The organism is Wenxinia marina DSM 24838 (assembly GCF_000379485.1).
Classification (GTDB): domain Bacteria; phylum Pseudomonadota; class Alphaproteobacteria; order Rhodobacterales; family Rhodobacteraceae; genus Wenxinia; species Wenxinia marina.
Map to the genome: position 1 here is coordinate 52,216 of NZ_KB902286.1, position 15,791 is coordinate 68,006.

10 protein-coding genes are annotated in these 15,791 nt (G+C 70.1%); 5 read left to right on the plus strand and 5 right to left on the minus strand.

The annotated features are described in order from the left end of the window. Positions 1-18: 18 nt before the first annotated feature. The 3 genes from A37W_RS0108495 to A37W_RS24025 are packed head-to-tail and all read right to left on the minus strand — an operon-like array spanning position 19 to position 3,804. On the minus strand, positions 19-408 hold the full coding sequence (locus A37W_RS0108495) for a DUF6165 family protein (RefSeq protein WP_018302605.1): 390 nt from the start codon (positions 406-408) through the stop codon (positions 19-21). Continuing rightward, a complete protein-coding gene (locus tag A37W_RS0108500; RefSeq protein WP_018302606.1) occupies positions 405-1,868 on the minus strand; it encodes a glycosyltransferase in 1,464 nt (487 codons plus the stop codon). The genes A37W_RS0108495 and A37W_RS0108500 overlap by 4 nt, the downstream gene beginning before the upstream one ends. A 1-nt stretch (position 1,869) precedes the next feature. Then, positions 1,870-3,804: a tetratricopeptide repeat protein gene (locus A37W_RS24025; RefSeq protein WP_018302607.1), complete on the minus strand. Its 1,935-nt coding sequence runs from the start codon at positions 3,802-3,804 to the stop codon at positions 1,870-1,872. Between the two features lie 300 nt (positions 3,805-4,104). On the opposite strand from A37W_RS24025, the gene A37W_RS0108510 reads away from it, so the two are divergent. Continuing rightward, positions 4,105-4,494, plus strand: coding sequence for a hypothetical protein (locus A37W_RS0108510; RefSeq protein ID WP_018302608.1), 390 nt, complete (start codon positions 4,105-4,107; stop codon positions 4,492-4,494). A gap of 200 nt (positions 4,495-4,694) precedes the next feature. On the opposite strand, the gene A37W_RS22770 is transcribed toward A37W_RS0108510, so the two are convergent. Beyond that, entirely contained in the window at positions 4,695-8,486 is a 3,792-nt protein-coding gene (locus tag A37W_RS22770) for a glycosyltransferase (protein ID WP_018302609.1), read from the minus strand. Between the two features lie 312 nt (positions 8,487-8,798). On the opposite strand from A37W_RS22770, the gene A37W_RS0108520 reads away from it, so the two are divergent. Next, positions 8,799-10,310: a hypothetical protein gene (locus A37W_RS0108520; RefSeq protein ID WP_026198377.1), complete on the plus strand. Its 1,512-nt coding sequence runs from the start codon at positions 8,799-8,801 to the stop codon at positions 10,308-10,310. 199 nt (positions 10,311-10,509) lie between these two features. After that, on the plus strand, positions 10,510-11,649 hold the full coding sequence (locus A37W_RS0108525; RefSeq protein ID WP_018302610.1) for a polysaccharide biosynthesis/export family protein: 1,140 nt from the start codon (positions 10,510-10,512) through the stop codon (positions 11,647-11,649). Positions 11,650-11,670: 21 nt separating this feature from the next. Here A37W_RS0108525 and A37W_RS0108530 read toward each other — a convergent pair whose 3' ends face one another. Then, complete coding sequence (locus A37W_RS0108530) at positions 11,671-12,813, minus strand: DUF2793 domain-containing protein (protein ID WP_018302611.1); 1,143 nt, start codon at positions 12,811-12,813, stop codon at positions 11,671-11,673. A gap of 283 nt (positions 12,814-13,096) precedes the next feature. On the opposite strand from A37W_RS0108530, the gene A37W_RS0108535 reads away from it, so the two are divergent. Then, positions 13,097-14,476, plus strand: a complete 1,380-nt coding sequence (locus tag A37W_RS0108535; RefSeq protein WP_018302612.1) for an AAA family ATPase — start codon at positions 13,097-13,099, stop codon at positions 14,474-14,476. Continuing rightward, a complete protein-coding gene (locus tag A37W_RS0108540) occupies positions 14,454-15,626 on the plus strand; it encodes a ParB/RepB/Spo0J family partition protein (protein ID WP_018302613.1) in 1,173 nt (390 codons plus the stop codon). Before A37W_RS0108535 ends, A37W_RS0108540 begins: the two co-directional genes overlap by 23 nt. The last annotated feature ends 165 nt before the right edge of the window (positions 15,627-15,791 follow it).

The following is a 15,791-nucleotide window of genomic DNA, read 5'->3' on the forward strand; positions in this document are numbered from 1 at the left end:
ACGAATATTCACGCAGGGTCACGACGTCTCGTCGTAACTCTTTTCCTCGACCACTTCCGATCCGGTCAGGAGGTTGATCCGTTTCTTGACAGCAGCCCTCCGGTCGTTCTGGAGATAGACCTGACGTGCCAGGTCGATAAAGGCCGCATCGAAGGTCTTCGTCCGCTCCGCCGCACGTTTGCCGTCCTCAATGTCCCACAGGCCGGCATTTACCTGCTGCAATTCATCGACCAGTCCCCGGATTTCATCCGTCACCTCGACCTTGCCGGCTGCCAGTTCCTCGAGCAGGGCGAGTTCGTGGGCGACATGGGCTCGGCGCTCCGGATCGCGGAGCCTCTCGTTCTTGACCCGCAGGATCGTGATCTTGTCGAACAGCTCGCCGACCGAGATGGGGGCGTGGATGATCATTCCGCAGCGTCTCCTGTAACGATGTCCGTACCCTCCACGGCGGCCGTGCCGCGCCGGGCATAGCGCATCTCGTGAAAGGCCCGGTGGACCTCGTCCACCGTGATCTCCTCGATGCAGGCGCAGGTTCCCGAACGGAACTTCTCGATGTCCTTCACCTCGCAGGGCGCGCAGTCCTTGTCGACGCTGACCACGCGGTTCCAGCGCCCGAGCGGGGCCCGCGTCGCAACCTCGGTCGGGGCGAAGACCGACAGGACCGGGATCCCCAGCGCGTTGGCGATGTTCATCCCGCCATTGTCGTTGGCCATGAAATAGGAACATTCGCCGATCGCCGCGACCATCTCCTCGATCGAGCCGCCGGTGCAGTCGCGCGTCCCCGGAATGTATTCGTCCGGCATCCCATAGGAGCGCACGTCGAACCCCTCGCCGGTGAGCCGCTCGGCGAGGGCGGGAAACCCGTTCCACCGTTTGGAATCCCAGTAGCCGGGCTTGGAGCCGCCATGGATCCCCACGATCCGGCTGTCGTGCCAGTCATGGCCGAACTCGCCGACGAAATGCGCGCGGGCGTCCTCCTCCTCGAACGGCACGCCCAGGAAATGCTCGGCGGTCCGGAGGTTGTGGATCGTCTCGTGCTCGGACCTGCCGGGCCGGAACATGTTCCAGTCCCGGCTGTAATGGACGGCGCGGGCGTTGAAGTTGGGTTTCGTGCCGCCGAACGAGTGGGTCAGAAGGACAGTATCGTAGTACTTCTCGAGCACGAAGTCCTTGAGCATGTAGACCGCGCCGACATGGCGGCTGTTCTGCAGCAGTCCCAAGCTGCCCGGAGGGGCGATCGTGATCACGACATCGACGCGGGTGCCGAAATGCTCTGCGATCCGGCGGATCATCGGGCCGCAATGCAGGATGTTGCCGAGGCCCGACCCCACCCCAACCAGGATCGGCGTCTCGGTGCTGCCGATCAGGTCGGTGAAGGCGTGGCGTTGCCGCTCCTGCGAGTAGCGCTCGGAATTCTCGTGGGCGAGCGCCACGCGTCCGTCGTAATACGCTTCCTCGCCGTAGAGCCGGCCCAGCTCCGCGGCCCAGACCTTCGGATCCTCGGGCAGGACGATGCCCGCCTCCTTCAGCAGGTTGGGAATATTGCCCGAATCCGCGCCCAGCACCGGCTTGCCGAAGCGATGCGCCTCGATGCAGACCCGGCTGAAGGTCTCCTTGAAGCGGTAGCTCGGCACCGCCACGACCCTGGCGGCCCGGTAGAGGGGCGCCATGTCCTCGACCTTGCCGACGATTTCGATGTTCTGCAGGCCGCGCTGGCGGACATCCGCCTCGGCGAGATCGAGCGAGGACTGGTTCGCGATCGCGACGAAGGGGATGTCCGGGCGGAGCGCGGCGACCTTCAGGATCAGGTCGAAGCCCTTCTCGTGCCGGGTGTTGACGAGGAGGACGAAGTTCTCGCTGCGCGGCATCTCAGACCTCCTCGCCCGGAATCGAGAAGATGATCGGCAGCCGCACCTGATGCGCCTGCTCCACGATCTCCTGGGTGTACTTCGAATTGACGAAGACGGCGCTGGCCCGGCGCAGGATGTAGCGGAACTCGGCCCTCGGGATCGGGGCATCGGTATCGTCGAAATAGGTCTCCAGCCCGTCCCGGCCCATCACGTCGCGCCAGTAGTAGATGCCGTAGACCATCCGCACGTTGGTGAAGGCCAGCGCCTGCGCGACCTGGTAGCCCATGCCCGAGATCGCGTGGACGAGGTCGAAGCCGCCCCGCAGGATGTAGGCGCGCAGCCCCTCGGCGGTGGCCGGCAGGCGGTCGCCCCGGATCGTGTCCGACAGTCGGAGATCCTGCGGGCTGCTCTCGTCGGTTCCCGCCAGCGTCGTGACCGCGCCCATCTCCCGGTAATAGCCCGCGAGCGAGGACATCGTGTGCTCGGCGCCGCCGAATTTCGACAGCCCGTAGCGCGAGACCAGCAACACCTGTTCGAGCCTTGCGGCATCGGCCACGGAGCGGTCGAGATAGCGCGCCCGCCAGGGGACGAGCTGCTCGGCGAGGGGGCGGCCGGGATCGACCAGCCCGCTCTCGACGAGATTGGCCAGGGCGGCGGACCGCCACAGCGCGCCCCCTTCCGGAAGGTCGATGCAGCCTGCCTGCGGCTGGGCCCGGAGCAGCCCGATCCAGGCCCCGGGGGCATCCCCGGGCACATCCCCGGTCCGATCGTTTCCGACAAAGAGCACGTCGGGGCCGGCATCCGCATGGCAGATCGCCTCGGACAGGGGAATGGGGGCCCCCGGTCCGGCCCCGGATCCGTCTCCGGGATCCAGCGGCCGCACCGCCGGGCCGCCCGTCTTCTCGAGCACCATACCGAAGGACAGCTCCCCCTGCCCGGTATCGGTGAAATCGGAATAGACCTGCAGATGATAGCTCGCCACCTCGTTGCCGGGCCAGCGGCGAAGCACTTCGCGCGAATTGTCGAGCGCCTCCTCGTAACGTCCCTGCTCGATGAGGATCCGGGCCTTGGCGATCAGCGCATGCGGCTGCTCGGGACGGCGCGCCGCCAGCCGGTCGCACAGCTCGAGCGCCAGATCGATCTCGCCACCATGAGCCAGCCTGAGGCACATGCTGGGCGAATAGACCACCTTGCCATTGTCGATATCGGCCAGCTCGCGCAGCACCTCGCACAGGGTATCGGCGCGCGCGCGGTTCGCCTGGTGGCCCTCCTTGTCGAGTGCACGGGTGAGTGCCTTTGCATATTCGAGCAGCGTCTTCTGGGAATTCCAGCCGGTGCCGCGCAGCGTCTCGAACATGTCGATGGCCCGCCCGAACTTGCCCGTCTCCACCAGCAGCGCGGCGAAGTACAACAGCGTCTCGTGATCGCCGGGAAACAGCACGTAGCAGGCGGTGAGCAGGCGCTCCGCTTCCTTGAACCTCTTGTCATAGAGACATCCGCGCCCCGCCCCGAGCAGTACCTTCAGGATCCGTCTGTCCTCGAAGATCTCGATTCCCAGATCGGCGAGCCTCGCCCAGTTGATCTCCTTGCCGCGACTGCGTTCCTTCAGCGCCTCTGTAACCCTGTCCGACACTGTCCGCGGCTCGGACGCAGCCGGTGTCGGGGCCTCCTTCTTCAGCCGGTCCTTCGAGACGATGACATGCGCGGGATTCCGGGTCGGCCACATCCGGAGCGGCTGACCCCGTGCCATCTCGAGGACCTGGTCGGGGATGCGGACCTTGAACCCGTGATGCGTGTTCGAGAACCCGCGCTGACTCAGATGCGTCCGCGGCTCCTCGGCGGCCAGAGTGGCGATCGGCACGCCCCCCGCCTCGACCGTCACCAGGACGGGTGCGTCCTCGTCCCGCTTGTCGACGATCCAGCCGGTGACGTGATTGGTCTTCCACGGTCCCAACCAGCCAACGAAATCCGACGTCTCACGAGCCTTCCGCAGGCCGCTGGTCCCGGATTTCGGATCCGGAGTGGCATCAAGGGTCATGTCGGTATCCAATGGTTTGTCCGGGCACGGAGGAGGCGTGTACAGGAGCGAAGGGGTCCGGCATCAGAACAAATCAGTCGGTGCCTTCCTAAAAGAGACGTCCCGGAGTGACAAGCTGGCCGCCCCCCTGTCCGGCCTGTGGCCTTGCCCCCGCAGGGAACCCCTGATCGGGCGGGAGGCGTTCCTTGGAAAGCTTGCCAACCGGAGACCCTACCTATGCGCGCCGCCCTTACCGCCCTCGCCCTGTCCGCGACACTTCCTGCCACGGCCTCGGCCCAGACCGGGTGCGGCGGCCTCGATTCCTGTATCTCCGAGGCCACCGATGCGCTGCGCGCGGTCCTCGACGTGCTGCCGCGGCAGGACAACCGCCTTGCCCGGCTCGAGGCGCGGGTGCGCGATCTCGAATACGATCTGGAGCAGGAACGGGCGGCGGTCCGCTACACCTTCACCGACGGCTCCCCCTGTCCGTCGGGCTGGGTCTCCCTCGGCACCGTCGGCTGGCTGTGGGAGATCGGCCGCCGCGGCACGAACCTCTCGCGCGGGGGCGATTACAACGACCGCTGGGAATGGTCGCATCCCCGGATCTGCGAGCGTTCGGGGCGCTAAGCCGGGCCGCCCCCGCCCTTCCTTCGGAGGGGGCCGCGGTCAGACGCTTTCCGGTCCGGCGAGATGGCGGACGGCCTCTTCCGGCCGGAACGCACTCGCGATCCCCGCGCGGCGTGCGGGCCGAAGCGCGCCGGCCGCGGCACGCTCTCGCCGCATCGTTGCGGAACCGGGTCGCCCCGACATGCGCTGCCGACCGTCGCCTAGGACCCGAATAGGGCATCGAAGGCCTTCACCATCGCCTCGGGCGTCTCGGCCGCGCCGTGTCCGCCCTCGGCGGTGAACAGTACCGGATGAAAGGTCCGGCTGCCGAGGCGCTGCATCTCCTCCCGGAAGAGGCGGTAATGGGCACTCATGTGGTGCAGGTCGAGCGTATTCTGCAGATAGGCGATCCGCCGCCCCGCCAGCGCCTCGGTCCGGTTCAGGAGCGACAGCCGCGGCATCCGTGCCAGCGCCTCGGCGCGGTCGCGCGTGCCGATCGCGATGCCGGTATACTGCTCGACGTTCTTCGTCTGGTAGCGGGTGACGTCGATCTGGGGATTGATCGCGATCGCCGAGGCGCCCGGCAGGGCGGGCAGGATCCTGAGCGCCGCGAAGCCGCCCCCCGAAGAGCCGTAGGTGGTGATCCCTTCCGGCGCCACCCCCTGCGCCATGGCGATTTCCCGGATCAGCGCGGCGATCCGGTCCTGCGGGTCGTGATCGGGCGTGCCGCAATACCAGGCGAGCCCCAGCGCGTCGTCGAGCAGGATCGTGGGATCGGAGATGTAGAGACAGTGCCCCGGCATCGCGGGGGCCCATTTCCAGCGCTGGAAGACCGGTGGATTGTATTTCTTGCGCATCGCGTTGCCCGAGAAGAACACGAAGAGCCGGTCGGCCCCGGCCTTGGGCGAGAACAGCAGGTCGTAGCGCCAGCCCTCGTGCGTGGCGGCGTAGATCGCGGGCTCGTCCCCGAGCGCGTCCGGCCCCGGATAGTCGCGCCGCGGCAGGTGGTCGAGCGTCTCGGCCGAATCCTTGAGCCCCCTGCGCACTGCCGAGATGTCGCCCAGGACGAGCTGGGCCGTGCCGGGGACGGTAGTAGATCCAGCGGCGGGGCGCCGCCCCTCCTTCGCCGGCACCGCTGGCGCCCCGGACGCCTGCCTTTGTTCCGCCCTGGCCTGGTCCGGCCTCGTTCCGGACGGGGCGGGCGGTACCGTGCCGACGCTGACTCCGGCGGCAGCCAGCCGGGTGATATGCGTCTCGTAGCTGAACCGCCTGCGCACGAAATCCTGGGCGGCCCCGACCCGCGCATGGTAGGCGCCCGCATCGGCCCAGAGATCACGCACGATCCCCTGCACTTCGGCGGGCGTGCAGTAGATCGCGTGCTCGCCGAAGAGCGGGCGGTAGACTTCGGGCAGCAGCACCGGCATGCCTACCGCCATCGCCTCGATGATGGTGCGGCCGAAGCTCTCGATCCAGTCGGGATGGGCGAAATAGACCCAGAAATCGAGCTCCGCGAGGAAGCGCCGCGGCGAACGCGCCCCGAAATCGTGCACCGTCCAGTTTTCCGGCACCGCGCCGAGGATTTTCGCGGCCGGCTCCGCGCCGCCCAGCACGTGCACCTCGAACGGACCCGAGGCCGGATAGGCGGCGAGGATGTCCTCGGCCGTGGCCGGCCATTTGTGGGCATGACCGCGCGAATGGCGGCCGATCCGGGGCGTGCGCCCCGGCGCGGGGCCGCGGGGCCGGCGCGCCCAATCGGCGAGGTCGATGATGTTGACCCAGTCCTCGGAGGACAGCTCGATCTGCTGCAGGTCCGTGCCGTGGTGGGTGATCATCGCTTGCCGCACCAGCGGACCGATTGGATGCCACACCGGGGCGGTGCCGAACATCTCGCGCGCGGTGCGGTCCGCCTCGATAAGGTCGTAGCGCACCACGCTGTCGTCCGAATAGTCGCTGCGCGGCGGCTGGTTGACGATCACCTTCATGGATCCGGCCGCGATCCGGGGCACGATCGTCTGCGAATAGCGCAGGACCGGCGGATAACGCAGGATCAGCAGATCGCAGGACACCTCGTCGCCCTCGGCCAGGACATCGACGAGGCTCTCCTGCCCGCCTGCAACCTGTCCCGCATGCACCTCGTTGCGGATCTCGGGCAGCATGGGACGCCAGGGATCCCTGTGGAAGTCGTAGCGGTACATCTGCACCAGCCCGGTGCGCAGCCCGGCCTGCCGCTGCGCCCGGATCTCCGAGGCGTTGGACTGGGTCGAGCCGCCGATCAGTCGGAAGTCCGAGGCGATGATGACGTCGTAGAACCCGGTCCCCGCTCGCCCGGACAGCCGGGCCGGTGCCGGAAAGGGGCGTCCCGCGCCCAGATCGTAGCGCAGCGGCGCCGCCGCCATGTCCTTCAGGACCTGCGCATGATGATGGGCCCCCGCCTCGCGGTAATCGAGCGCGGCCCCCCGCGGCAGCGGTGCCGCGTGCCCCGCCGGGCCGGTCTCGAACCGCAGCACCGGCGGGCCGTCCGCCAGGTGCAGCACCGCCCCCGGACCGCCCGCCGCGCGCGCCCGGGCGAGGTATTCCGCCGCCCCGCCCTCGGGCAGGTCGCGGTCGCCCAGCACGGCTTCGGCCTCGGCGCGCCGGACCAGGACCGACTCCGGGTCCTGATGGAAGAGGCTCACCCCCTCGCCCGCCCGCTCGGTATCGGGGCCGGGCACATCCTGCCCCCCGCCCGCGCCGGTGAACCAGCGCCGCGCCTGCAGATCGGGCGCAAGCCAGATCGCGGGCGCCGTGACCGCCAGCGCCTCTGGCGACAGCAGCAATGCGTCCGCCTGCCGGCGCAACCGCGCGGGATGGACGACATCCCCGGCCGCCAGGATGGCGGCGAAAGCGCCGGTGGCGGCACGGCGGCCCCGGTTCGCTGCCGCCGCGGCGGATCCGTCCGTCTCGATCCGGCGGATCGCGAAAGGCCCCTTCGGCACCTTGGACGGCTTCGGCAGGGTGGCCTCGGGCCCGGCCAGGACGATCTCGCCCATGACCCCCTCGCTGGCCTGCACCGCCCTCAGCGTGCGCAGGATCGCGGCCGGATCGGTCGCCTCTTCCGCCGCGACGACGACCGAGATCGCCGGCCCCGCCGGAGCGCGCGGCGCGGCGGCGGTGACGAAACGCAGCCGGTCGGCCAGGTCTGGGGCTCCGCTTCGGGCGGGAAATTCGGGCGGGGCGAGGCCCAGCCCGCCGAAGGCCCGCGCCAGCAGGCTGCGGCGCACGCCGCCGCTGCGCTGCGAAAGCGTCAGCGCGAGGTCGAGCTCGGCCGTGGGGCGCCCCGCCGCGGCGGCGGCCTCGACATGGAGCCGGGCCTGCCGGATCCGGCGATCGCCGATCAGCGCCAGCACCGTCAGCAGGTCCCGCGCCGCCATCTCCTCGGGTGCCAGCCAGCCGGTGCTCATCCCGCCGAGCCAGCCGAGCGCCCGTCGAGCCAGATCTCGTGTCTGCAAGGACGGCTCATCCTGCTCGGGCGTCTCCTCCCCGGATACCGGAACGGCGATCTCGGGTCCGGCGCGCCAGATCGCCCAGCTCGCCAGCGTCATCGCCATTGCCGAGCGCATGAAGATGCTGTGGTGATCCCTCACCATCGCCTCGGCCTCGCGCAGGGCCTCCGTCTCGAACCCGGCGACGAAGATCTTGTAGGACATCCGCCGCGCCGCCCGCCGCGCAAGACCCAGCGGGCGGCGCGCATGAAAGACGGTGCGGTAGCGCTTCTGCGCCATCCCGACCCGCAGGTAATGCAGCAGCGGCGGGATGCCGGCGGCGTCGGGATAGGCCGAGGCATAGAAGGCGGAGGAGAATTCGGGGCCGGGATCGCGCCCGATCGCCAGCCCGTGCAGCAGGAAGTGCCTCTCCGGCAGCCCCGGCCACGCCGCCACGTCGGGATAGGCCTGGACATACCATTGCGCGTCGAACAGGCCGGAGTCCGCGATCAGCTCGGCATCGGTCTTCTTCCGGGCGCTTCGTTCGCTCATCGTCCGGCCTCCTGCACAACGTCCAGGGCCCCTCTTCCGTTCAAACCGGCCGGGTTTCAAACCGAAACGCGACCGCCCGCTGTTACCCGCCCCGGCGCGCCGGGGTTGTTGGCGCGGACAGACCCTGGGCACGAAATGCCCGGCGTCGCAGATGACGCGCCGCGGCACGTCGGCCCCGCCCCGGCGCGCCGGAATCGCCCCCGCGCCGGGTTCGGCGAAACTTGTAACTCCCGCCATCCATCCCATAGAACAGGCCGCGACGAAACGCGGCCCGCCCACGATGGCCTCAACCCGGATCCGGTGCATTCCCCTGTGTCACAGACCGACCTGACCCCCGCGCCCGAGGGCGAGATCGCGACAGCCGGCTCGCGGATTCCCATGACGCTGAGCGTGCTCGCGCTCTTCGCGCGCGCCAAGTTCGTCCGCCCTGCGCCGATCCTGCATCACCTGCCGCTGCTGTTCTGGATCACCGAGGTGCTGCGCCCGGCGGCGACGCTCAGCCTGGGCGGGACGGACGCGCTGGCCCATTTCGCGATCTGCCAGACGGTCGAGCGGCTCGATACCGGTGCCGAATGCTGGGCCGTCGCCGGCGGCACGGACGGGTTCGACGGGGCGATCCTGGACTACAACGACCAGCAATACGCCGAATTCTCGACCCTGCTGCCCGGTCCCGTGGCCGAGGCGATCGACGGGATCGAGGCCGAAAGCTTCGATCTGCTGGTGATCGAGGCGGCGATGCTGGCAGAGGCTGTCTCCGCAGGGATGCTCCGGCGCCTCTCGCGCGGCGGCATCGTCGTAATCCACGGCCTGCGCTCGGCGGCGGCGCTGCCGGCCGTCCTGGGCGAGCGTGATACGCTGGTCTTCCCCCACGGCGACGGCGCGGTGGTGGTCGGCGACGCACAGGAGCTCCCGTCCCGTCTCGCGACGCTGCTCGATTTCGGCACCAGCCATCGCGACACCCGGATGGTGCGGCAGATCTTCCGCCGTCTCGGGGGCGGTCAGCATGCCGAGGGCGAGGCGGAGCGAGCCCGGAGCGAGGTCGACGAGGCCCACGGCCTGGTCCGGAGGGCCAGGGACCGCGAGGTCGAGACCGCGCACCGGCTCAAGGCCGAGCAGCAGCAGACGGAAAGCCTCAGGGCCGAGATGCAGGCCCGGGACGAGCGGGCGGCCGCGGCGGCCCTCGGTCTGGAGGCCGCGCAGGAAGAGATCCGGTCCGCGCAGGCGGAGGCCGAGGTGGCCGGGAACCAGGTCCGGACCCTGCGCGGGGATCTCGACGCGGCACGCCGCCGCCTCGAGGAGGTCGAGGCCGAGCGCGACGCCGCGCAGAGCCGGGCCGACGCGCTGGAGACCGGGCACGGCACCGCCGGGGAGGCGACGGGGCTGGAGGCGGAGCGCGAACGGGCCGATGGCCTCGCCGCCCAGCTCCGCGAGATGGGCAAGCTGCTCGAGGAGGCCGAGGCCCGCGCCGCGCCCGCACCGATTGCCGGACCGATTGCCGCAGCGGACTCCGAGGAACACGAGGCCCTGCGCCGTCTCTGCGCAGAGCTCGGCGACCGGGTCGAGGCCGAGACCGGAAAGGTCCGGACGCTCGAGGCCGAGCGGATCCGGGCGGCGGAGGAGATCGCGGCCCTGACCGCGCGGATCGACACGGTGTCGGCGCAGCTGGAAAAGGTCCGGCGCGAGCGCGACAAGCTCGCCGGCCGGCTCAAGGAGGAGACCCGCAGATCCTCCGAGGCCGCCCGGGCCGTGGAGGATCTGCTGTCGAGCACCTCCTGGAAGGTCACCTCGCCCCTGCGCGCCGTCTCCCGCACGTTCCGGAGCTAGCGCCGCGCGCGACGGAACGCGGCGGCACCGTCACCGTGGGCCGATGCGGCCTTCCTTCCGCCGATTGCCGCGCAAGGCGGTGATCGGCCGCGCGGGGGCGATGGAATTGTCCCGGCAGAGCCGTTAAGGAAGAAATCGGCACTGCGAGGCTGCAGCCACGGCGCTCGAGGGGCATGGCACGACCGGAACCGGGGATGAAATGCGCGACTGGACGACGAGCAGGGGCCGGACCGCCGCGGCGCGTGCCCTGATCCTGGGACTGACCCTGGGCCTCGCAGCCTGCGCGCCGCCGCGTGGCGCGGCCATACAATCGGAGATCCTCGAGACCCGCACCGGACAGGACGCCGCGCTGCGCGACTTCGCCGTCGCGCCGGTCACGCGGACCCTGCTGCCGGTCTATGCCGCCTGGCCCCGCATCGGGGGGGAGAGCTATCCCTGGATCGAACGGGTCGACCAGCCGAACAACCGGATCATCGCCGCCGGCGACACCGTCTCGGTCCGGATCTGGAGCACCGAGGAGAACGGCCTGCTCACCACGACCGGGCAGCGCGCGGTCGATCTGGGGCAGATCCGGGTCGGCGCCTCGGGATCGATCTTCCTGCCCTATGTCGGCTCCGTCCGGGTCTCAGGGATGTCGCCCGAGACCGCGCGCGACCGGATCGAGGAGCTCTACACCGCCGTCACGCCCTCGGCGCAGGTCCAGTTCGACTTCGTCGAGGGCCGGCAGAACACCGTCAGCCTCGTCGGCGGGGTCGCCACGCCCGGCAGCTACCCCCTGCCCGACCGCGACTTCTCCATCATGGGCCTGATCGCCGAGGGCGGCGGCGTTGCCGCGACGATCGACAATCCGCAGGTCCGGCTGCACCGCGGCGATCGCATCTTCGGCATCTCGATGGAGCGGCTGCTGGACTCGCCCCGGCTCGACACCACGCTGGTCGGCGGCGATCAGGTCTATATCGAGGAGGACGACCGGTTCTTCATCTCGCTCGGCGCCGCGGGGGCCGAGACGCTCCATCCCTTCAGGCGTGAGCGCATCACCGCGCTCGAGGCGATGGCGATGATCGGCGGCGTCAACGAGACCCGCGCCGATCCGCAGGGCATCCTGATCCTGCGCCGCTATCCCGCCTCCGCGGTGCGCGCCGATGCCTCCGGGCCGGACCACATGCGCGTCGTCTTCACGCTCGACATGACCTCGGCCGACGGGCTTTTCAGCGCCGGCGAGTTCCAGATCATGCCCGGCGATCTGGTCTACGTCACGGAAAGCCCGATCACCTCGACCGTCACTGTTCTGGGGCTGATCGGCACCGTCTTCGGTCTCGCCACCCAGGTCAGCGGCTAGGGCGGCGAGAGGCCCGCGGTTTCAGGCGGACCAGCGCCCGATGGCGCGGATGTGGACGAGGACGTCGCCGATCGCGCTCTGCGAGCTCACCCGGGTCGCGCCGATGCCGGTCACCGCCGTCGTCGAGCGCGACCGGAACCCCGCCGCAAGCCCGCGGGCGCGGCCATCGGAGCTGTCATATTCCAGCGCGAGACAGATCAGCGGCGCTTCGACGAAGTCCGCCGACGGCAGGGTCCAGTTCGTCTGGGCGGTCTGGTAGGGATCGCCGTCCGTTCCGCTGCCGATGGCTGTCACCGGACCGAGATTGATCCGGTGCCAGCATTCCATCCGGCCATTGGCCCATTTCTCGACCCAGCCGTCGGCCGTCGAGACGGGCGTCTCGACCAGCGCCCCGGTCGGCACGCCCTCCGCCTGCGTCACCGTCCCCACCGCATTGCCGCGGCGATAGACGTCCGGCCCCAGCGCCACGCCCGCCGCTCCGACCTTTAGCAGGCGGCCCGAAGTCGCGTCGGAGGGCTCGGTCTGCACCGCGGCGCCGCGCGCATGGCCGGTCGCGGGATCGAGCGTCAGAGCCTCGGTCCAGACCGCACCGTCCGCGCTGACCTTGACCGCGAAGGCGTCCGACCCGGCCGTCCCCATCTCGGCCCGGCCCGAGAACCCGGTCTGGAACAGGAGCGATGCCGTGTCGGTGGCCGCGGCTTTGTTCACCTTGACCCGGTGCCCCGCGCCTTCGTGATTGAGAAGCACCGCGGGCGAGGACACGGCGAAGCGGTTGCCGGCATCCGCCGCGGCATTGATGCCGAAGGTCGGCGCCGCCTCCGCGGCACCGTCCGCGATCCAGGCCGTCCCGTCCCAGACAAGGGTCGCGCCCTCGGCCAGGCAGCGCAGGGTCCAGCCCGGCCGCGGCGCGAGCCGGATCCAGGCCGCGCCGTCCCAGGCGGCGAGGCTGTCCTCCCACCCCGCCCAGTCACCCGTGGCGGGGGCGGCGACGAGATGCCGGTCGCCGGGGGCGGGGGCGGCGGGCGGCTGGGTCCGGTCGCGGTCGGCCACCGTCGCCTGTACCAGGATGTCGAGCCGCTTCAGCGCCTCGTTGTGGGTCACGTGCTTCTGCGCCTGCGCCGGCTGGAGATAAGGCAGCGACAGGTTATCGGACTGGTCGGGCATCGGCGGGAGCTCCGGCGGGACGTCGGGAAGGAACGCGCAAGTTGCCGCAAGGGGGTGAACATGGTCCTCGGGCAGCGACCGATCGACCCGTTTCGCCGCAACGCCTCGGATGGCGTTGGCTTTCGATCTCCTGCCCTGGACGGCGCAAATCCCACGATATGGGAAAAGCGGGTGCTCTAGACGCATCGTTTTGATTGCCCGCCGCGCCTCAGGACGTAAAATGGACGCGACGGCGAAAAAGCGTCCTGCCGATGCGACCGCGCCGTACCGACCGCGAGGCCCCATGACCGACCGCCCCCTTTACAATCATACCGCCCTCGCCCGGCTGCAATCGGCCTCGCTGCGGCTCCAGACCCATATCCGGCGCCAGACCTTCAGCCCCGACATGCAGAAGACGCTGCGCCGCTTCTCGTCCTGGGAAGTGGCGGAGCTGATCCTCGGCCTCAACCAGTCGACCTTCCGCGGCCGCCTCGCCGCACAGCCCGATCTTCCCGGCGGGGAAGTCGAACCCGACGGGCGCCAGCGCTGGTTCTCCCTCGAGGAGATCAACGAGCTTCGGCGCCGGCTGAAGGTGGGGCGGCGATCTCTGATGCCGCAACGCCCCCCCGGACGGGCGCTGCGCACGGCCATCGCCAACTTCAAGGGCGGCGCCGGCAAGTCCACCGTGGCGCTGCATCTCGCCCATGCCGCGGCGCTGGATGGCTACCGGGTGCTCTGCATCGACTTCGACCCGCAGGCGACGCTGTCCCATGCGATGGGCCTGACCGACGTGGCCGAGGACTACACCGTCTGGGGCATCATCGCACGCGACCTCATCCACGAGACCGACCGGATGAATGCCGGGCCCACCGGTGCCGCCTCGGGCACCGCCCTGCCCCGCCGCACGATCCCCGCCTCGATCCGCGACCTCGGCCTCGATACGCTGCGCACGGCCGACTTCATCAAGCCGACCGCCTGGCCCACGATCGACCTGATCCCGTCCTGCGCCAACGCCGCCTTCGTCGAGTTCGCCTCGGCCCAATACCGCCACCTGAACCCGGACTGGACCTTCTTCGCCGCCGTCGCGCGCTATCTGGCGCAGATCCCCGACGACGCCTACGACCTGGTCTTCTTCGACTGCCCGCCCGCGATCGGCTACCAGTCGATGAACGCCGTCTTCGCCGCCGACATGCTGTGGATCCCCTCCGGTCCGGGCTACTGGGAATACGACAGCACCACCTCCTTCATCGGCCAGCTCTCCGAGGCGCTCGGCGATCTCGCCGCGGGCTATGGCGGCGCCGAGGAGGAGGTGCCGACGGGCGGCGTGACCCTGCCCAAGACCTATCTCGACATCCGCTTTCTGATGACCCGGTTCGAGCCGGGCAACGATCTGCACCGCGCGATGCTGGAAGCCTATGGCAAGGTCTTCGGCTCACATCTGTGCACCCATCCCGTGGAGATGACACGCGCGGTCGATCAGTCCGGGCGCTTCCTCTCCTCGATCTACGAGACCGATTACCGCGACATGACACGAGAGACCTGGCGCCGGGCCCGCGACACCTTCGACAGAGCCTATACCGAGTTCCTCGGCACCGCGCTCGCCGCCTGGCCGAAGCTCTCCGCCCCGTCCCCGCGGGGACACGAGCCACAGGAGACGGAAGATGCCCAAGCGCAGGGTCTTTGATCTCGAGCTGCCGGAGGACGAGGAGGGCACCGCTGGCCCGGAGGCCGGCCCCGGCCCCGGCCCAGCCGCCGCGTCCGGGCCGCGCGTGGGCCTCTTGGCGCCCGACCGGCCCCGCCGCGGCCCGATGGCCAGCGCCATTACCGAGACCGGCGTCGCGCTGTCGGACCGGGCCGCCACGCTCGCCGCGATCCGCGACGAGAACGATCGTCTCGCCCATGCCCATGTCAGCGCCCGCGCCCTCGGCCTCGTCGCCGAACGGGTGCCGCTGGAGGCGATCGACACGGTCAAGCTGGTGCGCGACCGCCGCCGCAAGCTGTTCGACGACGGCACCCTGGACGAGCTGAAGACCTCGCTGCAGGACGTGGGCCTGTCGAACCCGATCCGGCTGGAGCGGGCCGCCCATGGCCGGTTCGAGCTGATCCAGGGCTGGCGCCGCCTCTCGGCCTTCCGCGCGCTGCTGGAGGAGACCGGGGACGAAGAGGCCTGGGGCACGATCCCCGCCCTGGTGACCGACGCCGGCGAGGGGCTCGAGGTGCTCTACCGCCGGATGGTGGACGAGAACATGGTCCGCGCCGGCATCTCCTTCGCCGAGATGGCGCAGCTGGCCGAGAATTTCGCCAGCCTCGACCCGCGCGAGGAGATGACGGCCGAGAAGGCGGTCGCGACCCTGTTCCGCTCCGCCGGCTACCAGAAGCGCAGCTACATCCGCGGCTTCCTGCCGCTGGTGCGCCGCCTCGGCGACGTGCTGCGCTTTCCCGAGGAGATCCCCCGCGCCCTCGGCCTGCGCCTCTCCCAGCGGATCGACGAGGACGACGGCATCACGTTCCGGATTCGCGCCGACCTCAAGGGCTGGGACAACCGCTCGGTCGAGGACGAGCTTGCGGTCCTGCGCCGCGCCGCCGAGGACGGCGCGCCGGAGGCTCCGCCGGACCGCGAGGACGAGGCCCCTGCCCCGCCGCCCCGGCCCCGCGTCACCGCCTCCGGCCCCGCCCCGCAGACCGTGGTCACCCTGCGCCACGACCGCGCCGGCACGGTCAGCTGCGCCGCCTCGAAGGGCCGGCTCGAGATCCGCCTGGACCGCGACATGACCGAGATCGATCGTGCCCGGCTGGAAGACGCGCTGCGCGCCTTCCTTGACCGCCTGGGCTAAGCCGGGGGCCGCCTCGGGTCCATCCCCCTGATCTTCCCCGCGGGGAAGGTTTTGCCCCCTCGCGGGACCGGATCACCCGAGATCCTTGAACAGACCCTGCGCGGCCGTTCCATCAGGCTCTGTACATGATCGGACCTCCCCGCTGGGAAGGTCCGTCAGAGTCCC

Coding starts and splice junctions, on each gene's coding strand:
- A37W_RS0108495 (WP_018302605.1), bottom strand. CDS start 408: ATGATCATCCACGCCCCCATCTCGGTCGGCGAGCTGTTCGACAAGATC.
- A37W_RS0108500 (WP_018302606.1), bottom strand. CDS start 1,868: ATGCCGCGCAGCGAGAACTTCGTCCTCCTCGTCAACACCCGGCACGAG.
- A37W_RS0108510 (WP_018302608.1), top strand. CDS start 4,105: ATGCGCGCCGCCCTTACCGCCCTCGCCCTGTCCGCGACACTTCCTGCC.
- A37W_RS22770 (WP_018302609.1), bottom strand. CDS start 8,486: ATGAGCGAACGAAGCGCCCGGAAGAAGACCGATGCCGAGCTGATCGCG.
- A37W_RS0108525 (WP_018302610.1), top strand. CDS start 10,510: ATGCGCGACTGGACGACGAGCAGGGGCCGGACCGCCGCGGCGCGTGCC.
- A37W_RS0108530 (WP_018302611.1), bottom strand. CDS start 12,813: ATGCCCGACCAGTCCGATAACCTGTCGCTGCCTTATCTCCAGCCGGCG.
- A37W_RS0108535 (WP_018302612.1), top strand. CDS start 13,097: ATGACCGACCGCCCCCTTTACAATCATACCGCCCTCGCCCGGCTGCAA.
- A37W_RS0108540 (WP_018302613.1), top strand. CDS start 14,454: ATGCCCAAGCGCAGGGTCTTTGATCTCGAGCTGCCGGAGGACGAGGAG.